The organism is Rhizobium sp. BE258, assembly GCF_031457345.1.
Classification (GTDB): Bacteria; Pseudomonadota; Alphaproteobacteria; order Rhizobiales; family Rhizobiaceae; genus Rhizobium.
Genome location: NZ_JAVDWL010000005.1, coordinates 402,849 through 421,072 on the forward strand (window position 1 = coordinate 402,849; position 18,224 = coordinate 421,072).

Consider the following 18,224-nt stretch of genomic DNA (forward strand, 5'->3'; position numbering starts at 1 on the left):
CAGTCCGCCGCGACAATGGGAGCGGATGCGTGAGCAGAATTGACTGGACGGGAGACGGAACTCCGGCGCCGCATAAGGCGCCGGGGAGGGGCATCTGGGGCTGGATGTTTTTCGATTGGGCGGCCCAGCCGTTCTTCACGGTCGTCACCACCTTCATCTTAGGTCCTTACTTTGTCTCCCGGCTGACCTCTGATCCGGTCCATGCACAAGCCATTTGGAGCAACACCGCGACGATCTCCTCGGTGATCATCGCGGTCCTGTCGCCAATCCTGGGCTCGATCGCCGACCAATCCGGCGCCCGCAAACCCTGGATCGCATTCTTCGCGGTCATCAAGATCACCGCGCTCTTCGGCCTCTGGTTTGCGGCTCCCGGCTCGCCCGTCATCTATCCAATCATCTTCATGATTCTGGCGTCGATCGCCGCCGAATTCTCGATCGTCTTCAACGATTCGATGATGCCGCGGCTGGTGAGCAAGGATGAGGTCGGCCGCTTGTCCAACACTGCCTGGGGCCTTGGCTATCTCGGCGGGATGATCGTGCTGATCGCAGTCGTCGCTCTACTGGCTGGCAGCCTGGAGACCGGCAAGACGTTGCTGGGGATGGATCCGCTGTTTGGCCTCGACGCCCACACTGGCGAAGACGCCCGCATCACCGGGCCGATCTCGGCCGTCTGGTATCTGATCTTCATCATTCCGATGTTTCTTTTCACGCCCGATGCGCCCAAGGGCGTTCCGCTCGGACGTGCGGTGAAAACAGGCTTTGCCGAGCTCCGCAACACGATCGGCGAGCTCAAGCATCGGAAGGGCATCCTGAAGTTCCTGATCGCACGGATGATCTACCAGGACGGCGTCAATGGTCTGCTGATCCTCGGCGGCACCTTCGCCGCCGGCATGTTCGGTTGGGCCACCATCGAGATCGGCCTTTACGGCATCATCCTCAACGTCGTCGCGATCTTCGGCTGTATCATAGCCGGGCGCGTCGATCAGCGGATCGGCTCGAAAGTGACGATCGTCATCAGCCTGACGATGCTGCTGCTTGCCACGATCGGCATCATTTCCACCGGGCCGGGCTATACGCTCTTCGGCGTGATCGAGCTGCCGGTCGCCGACTCAGGCGGATTTTTCGGCACCGCCGCCGAGAAGGCCTATATTCTCTACGGCCTTCTGATCGGTCTTGCCTTCGGCCCGGTTCAGGCCTCGTCGCGATCCTATCTCGCCCGCAGCGTCAGTCTGGAAGAGGCCGGTCGCTATTTCGGGATCTACGCGCTCTCAGGGCGCGCGACGAGCTTCATGGCGACGCTGCTTTTCTCGATCGTCACCTATTCCAGCGGTTCTGCCAGGCTCGGCATGGCAACGCTGATAATTTTCCTGCTGGGTGGCCTGATCCTTCTGTTTGCCACGCCATATCCGGCCGACAAACAGAAAGCCTGAACGAAAAAACCCCGGCACAAGGCCGGGGTTTTCAATTCAGTTATCCGTCTCAGTGGCGGAAGTGCCGCATCCCGGTAAACACCATCGCAACATTGTGCTCGTTTGCGGCGTCGATGACGTCCTGGTCACGCATCGAGCCACCAGGCTGGATCACTGCGGTAGCGCCAGCCGCAATCATCGACAGCAGGCCGTCGGCAAACGGCAGGAAAGCCTCCGAGGCAACTGCAGAGCCATGCGTCATCGGAACGGCAAGACCGAGCGCCTTGGCGGCCTCTTCGGCCTTCAGCGCCGCGATTCGGGCAGAATCGACGCGGCTCATCTGGCCGGCGCCGATACCCGCGGTCTGGCCGTTCTTGGCATAGACGACGGCATTCGATTTCACATGCTTGCCGACCTTGAAGGCAAACTTCATATCCTCAAGCTCCTGAGCCGTCGGCGCGCGCTTGGTGACCACCTTCAGCTCGAGATCCTCGACCATGCCATTGTCGCGGCTCTGGACGAGAAGACCGCCGGAAACGGTCTTTGCCGTGAGCCCGGCAACACGCGGATCGGGCAGTCCGCCGGCCGAAAGCAGGCGCAGGTTCGGCTTGCGGGCGACGATCGCCTTGGCTTCCTCGGTCACATCAGGCGCGATGATGACTTCGGTGAAGAGCTTGATGATCTCTTCCGCCGTCGCGGCATCCAGCGTCTGGTTCAGCGCGATGATGCCGCCGAAGGCCGAGACAGAATCGCAGGCAAGCGCCCGGCTGTAGGCCTCGACGAGGCTTGACCCCGTGGCGACGCCGCAGGGATTGGCATGCTTGATGATGGCGCAGGCGGGAGACTTCTCCGGCAGGAACTCGGAAACGAGTTCATAAGCGGCATCGGTATCGTTGATGTTGTTGTAGGAGAGCTGCTTGCCCTGGATCAGCGCCGCCGTCGAAACGCCCGGGCGCTGTTCGCCGGTAACGTAGAAGGCGGCCTTCTGATGCGGGTTTTCACCGTAGCGCATCTCTTCCTTCAGCACGCCGCCGATCACGCGATGGCGCGGCGTATCGATCGAGAGAGCTTCGGTGAACCAGTTCGAGATCATCGCATCATAGGCGGCCGTGCGGGCATAGGCCTTTGCGGCCATGCGCTGGCGGAAAGCATAGCTCGTCTGCCCGGCATCCTCGGCAAGCTGCTGCAGCAGCTCGGCATAGTCGGATGGATCGGTGAGGATGGTCACATAGGCATGGTTCTTTGCCGAAGCGCGGATCATCGCCGGGCCACCAATGTCGATATTCTCGACCGTCGTCGGATAATCGCCGCCGGCAGCGCGGACTTCCTCGAACGGATAAAGGTTGATGACGGCGATATCGATGCCTTCGATGCCGTGCTTTTTCATCGCGTCCTGATGCTCGGCATCGTCGCGAATGGCGAGCAGGCCGCCATGAACCGTCGGATGGAGCGTCTTGACGCGGCCGTCCATGATTTCCGGAAAACCGGTAACTTCGGAAACGTCGGTGACGGCAAGGCCGGCCGCAGCAATTGCCTTGTGCGTGCCGCCGGTCGAGAGCAGGCGGACGCCATTGTCCGACAGCGCCTTGGCGAGTTCGACGATCCCTGTCTTGTCGGAGACAGACAGAAGCGCGGTCTTTGCTTTGACCTTGTCGGGGGCGGGGATTTTCTTGGAAATGACGGCCATGAACCTTCTCCGTTCGGGGTTCGGGAGACATCCGGCGAGGGACGTATAGGATTATGGCGCCGCGTTAGCACGAGCGCTGCCGCCGCGTAAATGCCGACTAGCTCTTACGGGAAAGAAACCAGCGAATTTCGGGCTTTTCGGCAAAATCGAAATCGATTTCGATCTGGTCGGAGCCGCAGATGCCCGAGGCGTCGGCAAAGAAGATATCTTCCGAAATCAGCACTTCATTGCCCGGCGACGAGAAGAGCCAGCTTTCGCCATCCGGCGCGGTCATCAGAACGGACTCGCGATCATTCTGCCTCAGATTGATTGCCGGATGGACATGAAACCTGACTGCGGCCTTCAACGGATCGTCGCTGACGCGCCCGTCAGGCAGCACAAGGCGGTCGCGGCCGGTAACGATCGCGCCTGTGGCGTTCATCGAGATTTCGCGCTCATGCAGAACCCCGAAGCCACGAAGATAGCCATCGTGGCTCATCTTCAGCCCGTCACGTCCGTCCTCCGTTTCCGCCCGCTCGACGGTTACGTTCTTTACGGTTTCCGTCATCCGGTGGCCGAGAAACTCCGACGGCGAGAAGCGGCTGGAAGACGTATCGTTGAGCGTCACCGTCGAATGCGTGGCGGTGGTACGCGCCATCTGCACGTAACGGCGGCCTGCGAATTTCGGGGAGCCGGAATTTACGATGAAACGATATCGTCCCGACGACATTTCGAACGAAAGGCATCCGGCATGCGCCGTGCGCGACAGCTCGCCGGTTGGCGGCGATCCGGTATCGGCAATGACGACGGTTTTTCCCGCAGAGAGACGCTGGTACCGGGAATGCGGCATTGCCTTGAACGGTTGGCCCGCCGTCTCATCGTAGCGCAGTACGGACATCAGCTCGTTGGCGAGCGTTGACGTTGCACCATTGAAGAGCGCAAGATCTCCATCCTGATGCCGGAAGAAGCGAAGCGCCGGATACATCCGATCGATGCCTGAAATCAGCTTCTGCGGCAGATCGTGACCAAGATTGACATAGGTCTGACGCAGCGGCAGCAGGTCCAGCAGCAGCTCAAGACCGGCGCGCGGATTGCGCGATATGTGGCCACCGTCAGGAAGAATCTGCAGATCGAACTCGTTATCGAGCGCCTGTGCGGCCTTCCGCAGCGGGCCTGCCCGCGTCGGCATGGCGATAGACGCCATCGCGAGGGCGATCCGCAGCCGGAACAGAACCTCGCCTGCCGGCGCATATGGCGCCATCCGTCGCAGGAAGCGCACCTGAAAAGCCAGAGAACGCATGAACCGGCGATAAAAACCACGGTCGGCATTTTGCAGGACGACAGGCGAATGCGAGAGCCAGGCGATGACGCGCTGTGCCGTCACGTCGATTTCCCAGGCAACGCCTTCGATCCGGCCAGAATGCAGCGAGAGCCAGCTGTCGACGATCGAGCGGGCAATCAGCGACGCGCGCTCACTTTTGTAGGCCCGCATGTGGCGCAGCCATCCGAAACCATGCAGCCGGTTGGCAAAGGCCCGTGACGGCAGCGTAAAAGTAAAGGGCGACTTGCCGTTGGTCTCGAGAAGGCGGCTCGCGAGCGGAAAGCGCCCGTTCATGATCTCGTCGGCAACGTGGGAATCGATTGCCCGCAAATCCGTCGGCGCGACAATCAGGCGTTCGGGCGCCTGGATCGTATGGCGGAAGAGGCGCAGGCGCACCAAGGCGGCACGGCGCGACAAGCGCCGCCAAGCCTCCCGAACATACAAAGTCGAAAAACGCCCGCCGGATTGCATATTTATTTTCTATTGACCCTCGTTATTAAGAATAGGTGAACGAGAGCAGCTTTCACCGGTAAGGCTGCATTAATTTGTGACAAGGATGAAATATAAGAGACCGTCTTGCAATCAGGCAACACGTCGCAACATCGCGGCGTAGAAGCCATCGAGGCCGGACGCGATACCATCGGACATCGGCAGCATCACCGGCGTGGTTCTGAAATCGCCAACCGGACTGATCGCCTGTTCGAGACCCGGCCACGCCGCCGGATCGATCGGCACCCTTGCAACAGTGGGCACATCGGCAAGAACGCGTGCTATGACATCTTCGCCTTCCGCAGGATCGAGCGAGCAATTCGAAAACACGATGACGCCATTGGGCTTCAACAGCGTCAGCGCGTGGCGCAGCAACCGCTCCTGAACACCGGCAAGCTTGCTGATCTCTTCGGGCCCCTTGGTCCAAAGCACATCGGGGTGACGACGCGTCGTACCGGTCGAGGAGCAGGGCGCATCAAGCAGGATAGCGTCGAAACCCTCATCCGGCTGGAATTTGGTCAAGTCGGTCGCAAGGGTCTCAGCCTGCAGCCCTAGACGCGCGAGATTGGAGCGCAGACGCTTCAGCCGGCTCTCTGATTGGTCGATCGCGGTGACATAGCCACCCGCGAGAATAAGCTGGGCCGTCTTGCCGCCGGGAGCAGCGCAGAGATCGGCAACGCGCTTGCCTGTCAGATCACCGAACAGCTTTGCCGGGATGCTGGCGGCGGCGTCCTGCACCCACCACGCACCATCCTCGAAGCCTTCCAGAGACGGAATGCTGCCATCGAAGGCCGCGAGACGAACGCCGCCCGTCGGCAGCACCGCGCCGTTCAGCCGCGCCGCCCAGCCCGCAGCATCCGATTTGACGGTCAGATCGATTGCTGCAGGTTCCAGCTGCGATTCCGAGATCGCCAGCGCCGCATCCTTGCCATAGGCCTTCTTGAGCCGCGCCAGGAACCAGTCGGGCATTGCCGGGACATCGGCGACGGAAGCGAGAATCTCCTCCTTCTCGCGGCCGATACGGCGCAGAATGGCGTTGACCAGCTTGGCGAAGCGGCGGTTGCGGGGATCGCCGTTCGCCTGCTCGACGGCAAGATCGACCGCCGAATGGTCGGGCACGTCGAGATAGAGGATCTGCGCAGCGCCGACGGCAAGAACGTGATGCAGCGCCCGGGCGCCTTCCGGAAGCGGCGTATCGAGAAGCGAAGCTATGGCCGCATCGATCCGCGGCATATGCCTCAGCGCGCTGTTCAGAATGGCACGAACCAGCGCGCGATCGTTTTCACCGAGCGCCTTGTAGGCAGGATTGCCGTTCTCATGGTCGAGCGCGCCATCGAGCGGCAGCTTCTTGTCGACGACGGCCGCCAGAATCTTGACCGCGGCCGACCGCGCCTGCAGGCCGGGCTTGGCAGGGGCACGTTCCGAATGGCTGCTGCTGTTTTTGAAGGGCTTCTTGCCGTTTGAATTCAAGACCACGGACCTTTTGGCGGTTGCGAACCACCGCGGCCAACACCGGTATCCGGAACCGAACGCGATTTCCGCGACGGATTAGCAGTCCGCACGGGTGGCGTCGAGATATTCATGCCGCCAGCCGCCATTTCCCGTAGCGCCGCAATCCGGTTCTCCGTGTTCGGATGGGTCGAGAATAGATTGTCCATACGCTCGCCGGAGAGCGGATTGATGATGAACATATGCGCGGTTGCCGGATTGCGCTCGGCATCGTAGTTCGGAACCTGCGCCGCACCGCGGGCAATCTTGCCGAGAGCGGAAGCAAGCCAAAGCGGATTGCCGCAGATCTCCGCACCGCGCCGGTCGGCCGAATATTCGCGCGTCCGGCTGATCGCCATCTGCACCAGCATCGCCGCCAGCGGCGCGACGATCATGGCGGCGAGAACACCGACGAAGCCGAGCGGATTGTTGTTGTTCTCGCGGTTGCCGCCGAAGAAGAAGACAAAGTTGCCAAGCATCGAGATCGCACCGGCGAGCGTCGCGGTGATCGTCATCGTCAGCGTGTCGCGGTTCTGGACGTGGGCGAGCTCATGCGCCATGACACCGGCGACCTCTTCCGGCGACAGGGCCTGCAGCAGTCCTGTAGAGGCGGCGACCGCCGCATTTTCCGGATTACGGCCGGTCGCAAAGGCGTTCGGTTGCGGGCTGTCATAGAGATAGACCTTCGGCATCGGCAGACCGGCCCTTTGCGACAGATCGCGAACAATGCCGTAGAATTCGGGTGCATTCCGCTCATCGACCTCCTGGGCACGATAGGCCGACAGCACCATGTTTCCCGAATTCCAATAGGAGAAGAAGTTCATTCCGGCAGCAAGCAGGAAGGCGATCATCATGCCGCCGCGGCCGCCGATGAGAAATCCGACGAACATGAACAGGGCTGTCATGAAGGCAAGCAACATGGCAGTGCGAACGAGGTTCATCGAGGTCTCCGTCTCCTATGACCGGTATTGAGGGTTCCAATCAGCGCTCCGGCGCACTATGATTTGGTTATTCGCCCGCCATTTTCAATGTTTTCCGGCAGGAGAGCGCCATGCAGTCAGCCGACAACGACAACACCGAAAGCCAAGCCGCGGACAGCACCGCGCCACGCAAGGTATTGTCGCCTGCCGCCAAGCGGGCGCTGGCCGAAGCCGAGGAACGCCGACGCAACGCCGCCCCGCTGGAATTGCCCCCGGAGATCGGCGGCCGCGGCGGGGCCGAGCCTGCACGTTTCGGCGATTACGAGATCAACGGCCGCGCCATCGATTTCTAAGTAAATATTCCTATTGACTGCGTCGGAAAATCGGAATTTATTCCTTTCATGAGGAAGCTGATCCCGATTATTTTTGGCATATGCCTGGTCCCGGCTTCAGTCGCGGGCGGCGAGAAGGTTGCCGGTCCTGTCGCGGCCGAGATCATCAGGGTCATTGACGGCGATACGATACTGGTGGAAGCAACGCCATGGCCGCAACAGCGGGTCGAGGTTTATGTCCGCATCCGCGGCATCGACACTCCCGAAATCAAGTCGAAATGTCCAGCCGTCCGGCGCGCGGCGGAAGAAGCGCGTCTTGCACTGGATGCGATGACAGCCGCTTCACGGCATGTGCTTCTGACCAATATCAGCGGCGATAAATATTTCGGCCGGATCGTCGCCGATATTTTGTTCGAAGATGGGCGGAATCCAGCTCACGAATTGATGGAAGGCGGTTTGGCCACTGGCTACGATGGCGGGCATAGGCCGCGTATCGCCTGTACCAGCAACGATTGAAAAAGCCGCCCCGTATGATCGGGGCGGCTTTGAAACATCAGGCGCTTGCCTTGTTCTGCCTGTTGGCGATGAGATCATCGACGACAGCCGGATCGGCCAGCGTCGAGGTGTCGCCCAATGCGCCGAAATCGTCTTCGGCGATCTTGCGCAGAATGCGGCGCATGATCTTGCCGGAACGGGTCTTCGGCAGGCCGGGTGCAAACTGGATCTTGTCTGGCGAAGCGATCGGGCCGATTTCGGTGCGGACATGCTTGACCAGCTGCTGACGCAGCTCGTCGGTACCCTCATGGCCGGCCATCAGCGTCACGTAGCAATAGATGCCCTGGCCCTTGATCGGATGCGGATAGCCGACAACGGCTGCTTCCGAGACAAGATTGTGCGAGACGAGGGCCGATTCCACTTCAGCGGTGCCGAGGCGGTGACCGGAGACGTTCAGCACGTCATCGACGCGTCCGGTGATCCAGTAGTATCCGTCCTCATCACGGCGGCAGCCGTCACCGGTGAAATACTTGCCCTTGTAGGTCGAGAAGTAGGTCTGGATGAAGCGCTCGTGGTCGCCATAGACGGTGCGCATCTGGCCCGGCCAGCTATCGGTGATGCAGAGATTACCATCAGCCGCACCTTCGAGAACCTTGCCTTCATTGTCCACCAGCTGTGGCTTGACGCCGAAGAACGGCACCGTTGCCGAACCCGGCTTCAGGTCGATCGCACCCGGCAGCGGCGTGATCATGTGACCGCCGGTTTCCGTCTGCCACCAGGTATCGATGACGGGGCAACGCTTGTCGCCGACCACATTGTAATACCATTCCCAGGCTTCGGGATTGATCGGTTCGCCGACAGTTCCAAGCAGGCGCAGCGAGGAGCGCGAGGAGCGCGTGACAAACTCGTCGCCGGCGCCCATCAGCGAACGGATCGCCGTCGGCGCCGTGTAGAAGATGTTGACCTTGTGCTTGTCGATGACTTCCCAGAAACGTCCCTGATCCGGGAAATTCGGCACGCCCTCGAACATCAGCGTCGTCGCGCAGTTCGCAAGCGGGCCGTAGACGATATAGGAGTGGCCGGTGACCCAGCCGACATCGGCCGTGCACCAGTAGATATCGCCGGGGTGATAATCGAAGACATATTCATGCGTCATCGACGCATAGACGAGATAGCCGCCAGTCGTGTGCAGCACGCCCTTCGGCTTGCCCGTCGAACCCGACGTATAGAGGATGAACAGCGGGTCTTCCGCCTTCATCTTCACCGGCGGGCATTCCGCCTTCACGGTCGCGACTTCCTGGTGATACCAAAGGTCACGACCCGGCGCCCAGCCGGTCTTGCCACCGGTGCGGCGAACGACGAGAACCTTGTCGACGATGACGTGCTGCTTGGCGGCGATATGGATCGCCGTGTCGGTATTTTCCTTGAGTGGCACCGGCTTTCCACCACGCACGCCCTCGTCACAGGTGATGACGAAGGTCGATTCGCAGTCGACGATGCGGCCGGCCAGCGCTTCCGGCGAGAAGCCGCCGAAGACGACCGAATGCACGGCACCGATGCGCGAACAGGCGAGCATCGCGTAAGCCGCTTCCGGGATCATCGGCATGTAGATGGTGACGCGATCGCCCTTCTTAACGCCGTGCTTCTTCAGCACATTCGCCAGACGGCAGACATGCTCGTAGAGCTCGTTATAGGTGATCTTTTTGTCGACATAGGGATTGTCGCCTTCGAAGATGATGGCGGTCTGGTTGCCATGTGTCTTCAGGTGGCGGTCGATACAGTTATAGGAGACGTTGGTCTGGCCGTCTTCGAACCACTTGATCGAAACCTTGCCGGTGAATGAGGTGTTCTTGACCTTGGTATAAGGCTTGAACCAGTCGATCCGCTTGCCATGCTTGCCCCAGAACTTGTCGGGATTCTCGACACTCTCTTCGTACCACTTTTCGTATTTCGCCTTGTCGATCAGGGCATGGCTCTTCACCGGTTTGCTAACCGGATAGATCTTTTCCGACATGGAAACTCCTCCTCACACGGGCACCGGTTTCGCCGCTTCAAGCGGCACCCGGGACTCAATTCAGGGCATTCATAGCAGGTCAAAACGGCCCGGCAATTAGACAAAGGTCATTTCAATCCACATCAATTGCAATTCTGTGTCACTCCGGTTATATACCGCCCATATTTCCCGGAAATTGTGGTGACAATCCACGGACCGCGACACCGGCGCGGACGACAGAAGGACTATATCCATGGCTCAACAACTGCTTATGCCGAAAGCGACCGCCATCTGGCTGGTTGACAACACGGCGCTGTCTTTCGACCAGATCGCACAGTTCTGCAAGCTTCACCCGCTGGAAGTGAAGGCGATTGCCGACGGTGAAGCCGCACAAGGCATCAAGGGCCTGGATCCGATCTCGACCGGCCAGCTTTCCCGCGACGAAATAGCGCGCGCCGAAGCCAACCCGAACCACAAGCTGAAGCTTTCCGAGCCGAAGGTCCGCGTGCCGGAATCCAAGCGCCGCGGCCCGCGTTATACGCCGGTTTCCAAGCGCCAGGATCGCCCGAACGCCATTCTCTGGCTGGTTCGCAACCATCCGGAACTGAAGGACGCGCAGATTTCGCGCCTCGTCGGCACCACCAAGTCGACGATCGAGCAGATCCGCGAACGCACCCACTGGAATGCAGCGAACTTGACGCCGATGGATCCGGTCACGCTCGGCCTCTGCAGCCAGATCGACCTCGACATGGAAGTCGAAAAGGCATCGAAGGGCCGTCCGCTGCCGACCGCCGCTGAACTTGGCGCGACCCTACAGTCTGCCCAGGAAACTGAGCGTCTGACGCCGAGCTTCGAGCGCGAAGAAGAGCCTGAAATCGACGCCGATGCCGTATTTGCCAAGCTGAAGTCGCTGAAGTCCACTACAAACGATGAGGACGAAGACGATCGTTTCTGATCGCCGCTTCTCGTAAATGCAAAAACCCGCCGGATCGCTCCGGCGGGTTTTTTGTTGGCCGCTTTTCCGGGCTTAGCTGCGGAAGAGCGAGAGGATGTTCTGCGAAGCGGAGTTGGCGATCGACAGCGACTGGATGGCGAGCTGCTGCTGCGTTTGCAGCGCCGTCAATTTCGACGATTCCTCTTCCATGTTCGCATCGACAAGTCGGCCGACACCCGATTCGATCGAGTCGCTGAGCGTTGAGACGAAATTCTCCTGCAGCTGAATACGCGTCGAAATCGAACCCAACTGCGAGCCGGCGCTGGTCATCGCCTTGAGTGCGTTCTCGACATTATTCAGTGCGAGCGCAATATCGTCGGAAGACAGTTTGCTGATGTCCATCGCGTATACCGAACCGACCGAGCCATTGGACGTGCCGAGGATGCCCGTCGAAGTGTCGATGATGCCGCCGGTGGAGGTGCCGAACAGCACGTTGCCCATCGAACCGCTATCGAGAACGTAATCGGTCATCTTGACCGAAATGCCATTCGAGCCGTCGCGAACGAAGGTGGAGACGACGCTCTTTGTGCCGTCGCCGGCAACCCAGTTCTCGCCCGAGAAGGAAGCAGATTCGGAGATGCTCTTCAGCTGCGCCTGCAACTGGGTGATTTCTTCCTGGATCTTCGACTTGTCGACGCCCTTTTCAGTAGCGGCGACGATCTTCGCCTTGATTTCGCTGACGACGTCGATCGCGCTGTCCATGGCGGAATAGGCCGTGTCGACCTTTGCCGCGCCAAGACCCAGCGCGTCGGAAACGGCCGAGAGAGCCTTGTTATCGGATTTCATGGTCGTGGCAATCGACCAATATGCCGCGTTGTCAGCGGCCTTGGCGACACGCAGACCGGAGGAGACATGCGCCTGAGTGGTCTGGAGACTCTGGTTTACGTTACGCAGCGTCTGAAGGGCTGACATTGCAGCCGTGTTTGTCAGGATGCTTGACATCGCTTTTTCCACTTCTCTTGAAAATGAAGGAGCATTCCGGCAATGGCCGGCTGGGGCGGTGCTTCATGCTTCACCTGCAATCAGGTGTCCGTTGAGTGGAAGCTAATGAGAACATGGTTAACAACTCGTCAACGACGGTCATAACTCGTCAATGATTGTTACCGAATAGGAAATTTTCTATATAACCGGGGAACCTAACCCCTTGCGCCGCAGGGCTTCTGCGACCTCGTCCAGAATGGCCGGATCGTCAATTGTTGCAGGCATTTTCCACGGTATGCCGTCCGCGATCTTCTGCATCGTACCGCGTAGAATCTTTCCGGAGCGCGTTTTCGGTAATCTTTCGACAGTAATCGCTGTCTTGAAGGCAGCAACCGGGCCGATTTCGTCGCGAATCATCTTAACGATTTCCGATTCGATCTCCGGTGATTCGCGCAACACACCTTTCTTCAGCACAAGAAACCCGCAGGGCACCTGACCCTTCAGCGAATCAGCAATGCCGACGACGGCGCATTCCGCGACATCCGGATGCTTGGCACAGATCTCTTCCATCGCCCCGGTCGACAGACGATGCCCGGCGCAATTGATGATGTCATCGGTCCGGGCCATGATGAACAGATAGCCGTCTTCATCGATATAGCCGGCGTCGGCCGTCTTGTAGTGACCCGGAAACTCATCGAGATAGGCAACTCGAAATCTCGAGTCCGCCTGCCATAGCGTTGGAAGGCAACCCGGCGGCAGTGGCAGCTTGATGGCAATGTTGCCGAGTGTCCCCGCCGCAACCGGATGCCCTGCGTCATTAAGCACGCGGACATCATATCCAGGCATCGGCACAGATGGTGACCCGTGCTTCACCGGCAGTTTGCCGAGCCCCAGGGGATTGGCCGCAATCGGCCATCCGGTCTCGGTTTGCCACCAGTGATCGATGACCGGCACACCGAGTGTTAGCTCTGCCCATTTCAGAGTTTCCGGATCGGCCCGCTCCCCGGCAAGGAAAAGCGCCCGGAACTTCGATCTCGGATAGCGGCCGGCAAGCTCGCCATCTGGGTCTTCCCGGCGAATCGCCCGGAAAGCGGTCGGGGCAGTGAAGAGGACGCGGACATCGTAATCCGAGACGACCCGCCAGAAAGCGCCCGCATCCGGCGTGCCGACGGGTTTACCCTCGTAGATCACAGTCGTGACACCTGAGAGCAGCGGTGCATAAACGATATAGGAGTGCCCGACGACCCAGCCGATATCCGATGCCGTCCAGAACACCTCACCGGGATTCAGCCCGTAGATGTTCACCATCGACCAGTGCAAGGCAACCATGTGCCCGCCATTATCGCGAACGACGCCCTTCGGCTGTCCTGTCGTTCCCGATGTATAGAGAATGTACAGCGGATCAGTTGCCAGCACCGGCGTGCATTCAACTGCAGTCCCGCGTCGTTGACCGACCGCCACATCGAAATCAAGGTCGCGCCCGGAGAGCAGGTCTGCCCTGAGCTCCGGCCGCTGCAGCACCAGGCAATGCTTCGGTTTGATCCTGGATAGCGCGAGAGCCTGATCGACGAGCGGTTTATAGGCGACGACTCGGCCCGGCTCGAGGCCGCAGCTCGCGGTAATCACCAGCTTGGCACCGCAATCGTCGATTCGGGATGCGAGTTCGTTTGCAGCAAAACCGCCGAAGACCACCGAATGCACGGCGCCGAGACGGGCGCAGGCAAGCATCGAGAAGATCGCCTCCGGCACCATCGGCATATAGAGGATCACCCGATCACCCTTGGCGATGCCGAGATCGCGCAGCGTCGCGGCAATCGCCTGTACCTCTTCCAGCACCTGAGCATATGTGTAGCGCGCCCTGGCGCCGTTCATCGCGCTGTCGAAAATGACGGCCGTCTCGTTGCCCCGGCCTGCCTCTACGTGCCTGTCGAGGCAATTGAAGCAGGTATTGGTCTCACCGCCCACAAACCAGCGGCCATAGACCCCGTCTTCTGGAGCGAAAATCGGATTCGGCTCAACGAACCAGTCGATCGCCTGGGCAGCATCCCGCCAGAAGCGTTCAGGACTGTCTTTCCAGCCGCTATAGACGTGGTGATACAGGCTCTGCATCTGCTCCTCCCCAGGATATGCAAGCGATGACGCCAATCTAGGGGAGGGAGAGAGGAACAGGAAGCCCGACGAAAGGCGGTTCTATCGCGTACCGAAGATCGCCGAACCGACCCGAACGCTTGTTGCTCCGAAAGCAACGGCCGTCTCGTAATCGCCGGACATGCCCATCGACAACTTCTCAAGGCCACAGGTCTTTGCAAGCTTGGCGAGGAGGGCAAAATGCGGACCCGGATTTTCTTCCGCCGGCGGAATGCACATCAACCCCTCAATGGCGAGCCCAAGTTCGCCACGGCAGAGATCGACAAAAGCCGCGGTGTCATCAGGCGCGATCCCGGCTTTCTGCGGCTCAAGCCCGGTATTGACCTGGACATAGAGGCGAACCGCCTTGCCCTGCCGCTTCATAACATCGGCCAGTGCGCGGGCGATCTTTTCCCGATCGACAGTCTCGATGACATCGAACAGTGCAACGGCATCGTCAGCCTTGTTGGATTGCAACGGACCGATCAGGTGGAGCTCGATTCCCGCCGTTTCGCTCTTCAGCTCCGGCCATTTGCCTTGGCTTTCCTGCACGCGGTTTTCACCGAAGACCCGTTGACCGGCAGCAATCGCCGGCCGGATCGCCTCCGCGTCGAAGGTTTTCGAGACGGCAACGAGCTGCACCGCACCATCAGGACGCTTCGACTGCTTCGCTGCTTCCGCAATGCGCGAACGCACCTCGTTCAGGCGCTCTTGAAGTTCCATCGCCGATCTCCGACATGATGCTGCGAGAATACTGGCAATGCACTAACTGCGGCATGCGTGATTGCCAAGACCCACCCGGCCGAAAACACCTTTTCCGGCGCTTTGCCGGACACTTGCTGTGCCCTCAAAACTTGACGCTACGGTGGTTTCGTGGTGAAGGTCACCACCAACTTCCCCTGATTTTCCGGAAATTTGAATACCATGGCTACCGAACGTTATAATCCGCGCGACGCCGAGCCTCGCTGGCAGCAAAAATGGAACGAGGCAAAGGTCTTCGAGACCGATAATGCCGATCCGCGCGAGAAATACTACGTCCTCGAAATGTTTCCCTATCCATCGGGCCGCATCCACATGGGCCACGTTCGCAATTATGCCATGGGCGACGTGGTTGCCCGCTACAAGCGCGCCCGTGGATACAACGTTCTGCACCCAATGGGCTGGGACGCCTTCGGCATGCCTGCCGAAAATGCCGCCATGGAACGTGGCGTTCATCCTGCATCCTGGACCTATCAGAACATCGGTTCGATGAAGGCGCAGCTGAAGGCCATGGGCCTGTCGCTGGATTGGAGCCGCGAATTCGCGACCTGTGACGTCGAATACTATCAGCATCAGCAGCATCTCTTCGTGGACTTCCTCGAAAAGGGTCTGGTTTACCGCAAGCAGTCCAAGGTCAATTGGGATCCGGTCGATAATACCGTTCTGGCAAACGAACAGGTCATCGACGGCCGCGGCTGGCGCTCCGGTGCGCTCGTCGAGCAGCGCGAACTGACACAATGGTTCTTCAAGATTACCAACTTCAGCCAGGACCTGCTGGATGCGCTCGATACGCTGGATCAGTGGCCGGAGAAGGTCCGTCTGATGCAGAAAAACTGGATCGGCCGGTCGGAAGGCCTGACGATCCGTTGGGAAATCGTACCCGAGACCGCACCGGCCGGTGAATCCGAGGTCACTGTTTATACTACGCGCCCGGATACCCTCTTCGGCGCATCCTTTCTGGCGATTGCCGCTGACCATCCGCTGGCGAAGGAAGCGGCAGCAAAGAATGCCGATATTGACGCTTTCTGCGAGGAATGCCGCCGCGCCGGCACGTCTCTCGCTGCACTTGAGACTGCTGAGAAGAAGGGCATCGACACCGGAATACGCGTCCGGCATCCGCTGGATGCGTCCTGGGAATTGCCTGTGTACGTCGCAAACTTCGTGCTGATGGACTACGGCACCGGCGCCATCTTCGGCTGCCCTTCCGGCGACCAGCGCGACCTCGATTTTGCGCGCAAGTACAGCCTCTCGGTCGTGCCCGTCGTCATGCCCAGGGACGGTGACGCTTCCAGCTTCACGGTTGGCGATGTCGCATATGACGGCGACGGCGTGATGATTAACTCCCGCTTCCTCGACGGCAAGTCTACGACCGAAGCCTTCGATATCGTAGCGGAGAAGCTGTCTTCGACGCAGATCGGTGGCGCAGCGCAAGGAGAGCGAAAGGTCAATTTCCGCCTTCGCGACTGGGGGATCTCCCGCCAGCGCTACTGGGGCTGCCCGATCCCGGTCATCCATTGTGAAGACTGCGGCGTCGTGCCGGTGCCGAAGAAGGATCTGCCGGTTCAGCTGCCGTCCGATGTCACCTTCGACCAGCCCGGCAACCCGCTGGACCGTCATCCGACCTGGCGTCACGTCGCCTGCCCGCATTGCGGCAAGGATGCCCGGCGAGAGACGGACACGATGGACACCTTCGTCGATTCCAGCTGGTATTTCACACGCTTCACCGCGCCGTGGGAAAAGCAGCCGACCGATCCCGCAGCAGCCAATCGCTGGCTGCCAGTCGATCAGTATATCGGCGGCATCGAACACGCGATTCTGCATCTGCTCTATTCGCGTTTCTTCACCCGCGCCATGCGCGAGACGGGCCACGTTGATGTGAAGGAGCCTTTCAAGGGCCTCTTCACGCAAGGCATGGTCGTGCATGAAACCTATCGCCGCGGGACCGGCTCTCATGGCGAATGGGTAGCACCCGCGGATATCCGGATCGAAGAGGTTGATGGCGCCCGCCGCGCCTTCCTTCTTGAGGGCGGCGAAGAGGTATCGATCGGCTCTATCGAGAAGATGTCCAAGTCGAAGAAGAACGTCGTCGATCCTGATGACATCATCGCCTCCTACGGCGCTGACACTGCACGCTTCTTCGTGTTGTCGGATTCGCCGCCGGAGCGCGACGTGATCTGGTCGGAGGCCGGCGTCGAAGGTGCGCATCGCTTCACCCAGCGCCTGTGGCGGCTGATTTCGGAGGCAGCTGGTATTCTTGCTGCCGTACCGGCGACTCCGGCTAAGGAAGGCGAAGCGCTGGCGATCTCGCAGGCTGCTCACAAGACGCTGAAAGCTGTCCAGAACGACTATGACAAGCTGTGGTTCAACAAGGCAGTCGCCCGCATTTATGAGCTGGTGAATGCCATTGCCTCGCCACTGACCAAGGTTGCCGCTGGTGAAGGCGACGCCGCCTATCGATCGGCGGTGCGCGAGGCCGCACAGATCGTCGTACAACTGGTTGCGCCGATGACCCCGCATCTTGCAGAAGAATGCTGGGCGGCACTCGGCAATACTGGCCTGTTGGCGCAGGCAGCGTGGCCGGCCTATGACGAAGCGCTGACGACCGAGAACGACGTTATTTTGCCGGTGCAGATCAACGGCAAGAAGCGCGCCGAATTGACAATTTCTCGCGACGCGGATCAGAATGCCGTAACCGAAGCCGTTCTGGCTCTCGATGCGGTTATCAGTGCCTTGAATGGCCAGGCGCCGAAGAAAATTATCGTGGTTCCACAAAGGATTGTGAACATTGTCGTCTGATTTCGCTTCGAAACTCGGCCGCCGTGCCGCACTCGGCCTCATCATTGCATCGGCAGCCTTGCTCGGCTCCTGCCAGGTCCGTCCGCTCTACTCGGAATCATCGGGCGTGGCAGGCAAACTCTCGTCGGTCGGCTTTTCCGAGGCGACATCGCGGGTAGAACAGGAAGTGCGCAACCGACTGATCTTCATCGCCGGTCGCGGCGCCGGCGAGGCCGAGAATCCGGAGTATGAAGTCGAAATCCACGTTCGTTCGAGCGTCACCGACACCCTGCTCGTGAAGTCTTCGGATACGTCACAGGCAGGACGCGTCACAGTCAGCGTCGACTACACGCTCCGTTCAAACAAGGACACGCAGGTCATCAAAGCCGGCAACCGTTACGCCACGGCCCTGCTTGACTATCCCGGACAGGAATTCGCCAAACAGCGTGCTGTCCGCGACGCAGAAAACCGTGCGGCGCGTGAGGCCGCAGAATTCGTAAGTCTCGATATCGCCGCCGCACTCGGCCGCTGAGGA

Annotated in this window: 14 protein-coding genes; 6 read left to right on the forward strand and 8 right to left on the reverse strand. The window is 60.0% G+C overall.

The annotated features are described in order from the left end of the window. Positions 1–29 precede the first annotated feature (29 nt). A complete protein-coding gene (locus J2X43_RS20220; RefSeq protein ID WP_310296590.1) occupies positions 30–1,430 on the forward strand; it encodes an MFS transporter in 1,401 nt (466 codons plus the stop codon). A 49-nt stretch (positions 1,431–1,479) separates the two neighbouring features. On the opposite strand, the gene purH is transcribed toward J2X43_RS20220, so the two are convergent. From purH to htpX, 4 genes are all read right to left on the reverse strand, one after another. Continuing rightward, entirely contained in the window at positions 1,480–3,096 is a 1,617-nt protein-coding gene (purH, locus tag J2X43_RS20225) for a bifunctional phosphoribosylaminoimidazolecarboxamide formyltransferase/IMP cyclohydrolase (RefSeq protein ID WP_310296592.1), read from the reverse strand. 97 nt (positions 3,097–3,193) lie between these two features. After that, entirely contained in the window at positions 3,194–4,867 is a 1,674-nt protein-coding gene (locus J2X43_RS20230) for a heparinase II/III family protein (protein WP_310296593.1), read from the reverse strand. 111 nt (positions 4,868–4,978) lie between these two features. Continuing rightward, positions 4,979–6,361, reverse strand: coding sequence for a transcription antitermination factor NusB (locus tag J2X43_RS20235; RefSeq protein WP_310296595.1), 1,383 nt, complete (start codon positions 6,359–6,361; stop codon positions 4,979–4,981). Continuing rightward, positions 6,352–7,314, reverse strand: coding sequence for a zinc metalloprotease HtpX (gene htpX, locus J2X43_RS20240; protein ID WP_310296597.1), 963 nt, complete (start codon positions 7,312–7,314; stop codon positions 6,352–6,354). The genes J2X43_RS20235 and htpX overlap by 10 nt, the downstream gene beginning before the upstream one ends. Before the next feature lie 110 nt (positions 7,315–7,424). Here htpX and J2X43_RS20245 point away from each other — a divergent pair, with 110 nt between their 5' ends. Together J2X43_RS20245 and J2X43_RS20250 are read left to right on the forward strand one after the other, a co-directional pair. Then, complete coding sequence (locus J2X43_RS20245) at positions 7,425–7,646, forward strand: DUF1674 domain-containing protein (protein WP_112385984.1); 222 nt, start codon at positions 7,425–7,427, stop codon at positions 7,644–7,646. 48 nt (positions 7,647–7,694) lie between these two features. Continuing rightward, on the forward strand, positions 7,695–8,141 hold the full coding sequence (locus J2X43_RS20250; RefSeq protein ID WP_310296599.1) for a thermonuclease family protein: 447 nt from the start codon (positions 7,695–7,697) through the stop codon (positions 8,139–8,141). Positions 8,142–8,178: 37 nt separating this feature from the next. On the opposite strand, the gene acs is transcribed toward J2X43_RS20250, so the two are convergent. Next, positions 8,179–10,134 (reverse strand): acetate--CoA ligase, encoded by a 1,956-nt coding sequence (acs, locus tag J2X43_RS20255; RefSeq protein ID WP_310296601.1) that lies wholly within the window; start codon positions 10,132–10,134, stop codon positions 8,179–8,181. A gap of 232 nt (positions 10,135–10,366) precedes the next feature. Between acs and J2X43_RS20260 the strand changes: the two genes are divergently transcribed. After that, positions 10,367–11,068, forward strand: coding sequence for a DUF1013 domain-containing protein (locus J2X43_RS20260; RefSeq protein ID WP_112385987.1), 702 nt, complete (start codon positions 10,367–10,369; stop codon positions 11,066–11,068). Positions 11,069–11,140: 72 nt separating this feature from the next. Here J2X43_RS20260 and J2X43_RS20265 read toward each other — a convergent pair whose 3' ends face one another. The 3 genes from J2X43_RS20265 to J2X43_RS20275 all read right to left on the reverse strand — a co-directional run bounded on the left by J2X43_RS20265 (position 11,141) and on the right by J2X43_RS20275 (position 14,878). After that, complete coding sequence (locus tag J2X43_RS20265) at positions 11,141–12,049, reverse strand: flagellin (protein ID WP_112385988.1); 909 nt, start codon at positions 12,047–12,049, stop codon at positions 11,141–11,143. A gap of 177 nt (positions 12,050–12,226) precedes the next feature. Continuing rightward, positions 12,227–14,137: a propionyl-CoA synthetase gene (locus tag J2X43_RS20270; RefSeq protein ID WP_310296605.1), complete on the reverse strand. Its 1,911-nt coding sequence runs from the start codon at positions 14,135–14,137 to the stop codon at positions 12,227–12,229. A gap of 81 nt (positions 14,138–14,218) precedes the next feature. Then, positions 14,219–14,878, reverse strand: a complete 660-nt coding sequence (locus tag J2X43_RS20275; protein WP_310296607.1) for a YggS family pyridoxal phosphate-dependent enzyme — start codon at positions 14,876–14,878, stop codon at positions 14,219–14,221. Positions 14,879–15,079: 201 nt separating this feature from the next. On the opposite strand from J2X43_RS20275, the gene leuS reads away from it, so the two are divergent. Together leuS and lptE are read left to right on the forward strand one after the other, a co-directional pair. Beyond that, positions 15,080–17,710: a leucine--tRNA ligase gene (leuS, locus tag J2X43_RS20280; RefSeq protein WP_310296608.1), complete on the forward strand. Its 2,631-nt coding sequence runs from the start codon at positions 15,080–15,082 to the stop codon at positions 17,708–17,710. After that, on the forward strand, positions 17,700–18,221 hold the full coding sequence (lptE, locus tag J2X43_RS20285) for an LPS assembly lipoprotein LptE (RefSeq protein ID WP_112517894.1): 522 nt from the start codon (positions 17,700–17,702) through the stop codon (positions 18,219–18,221). The genes leuS and lptE overlap by 11 nt, the downstream gene beginning before the upstream one ends. The last annotated feature ends 3 nt before the right edge of the window (positions 18,222–18,224 follow it).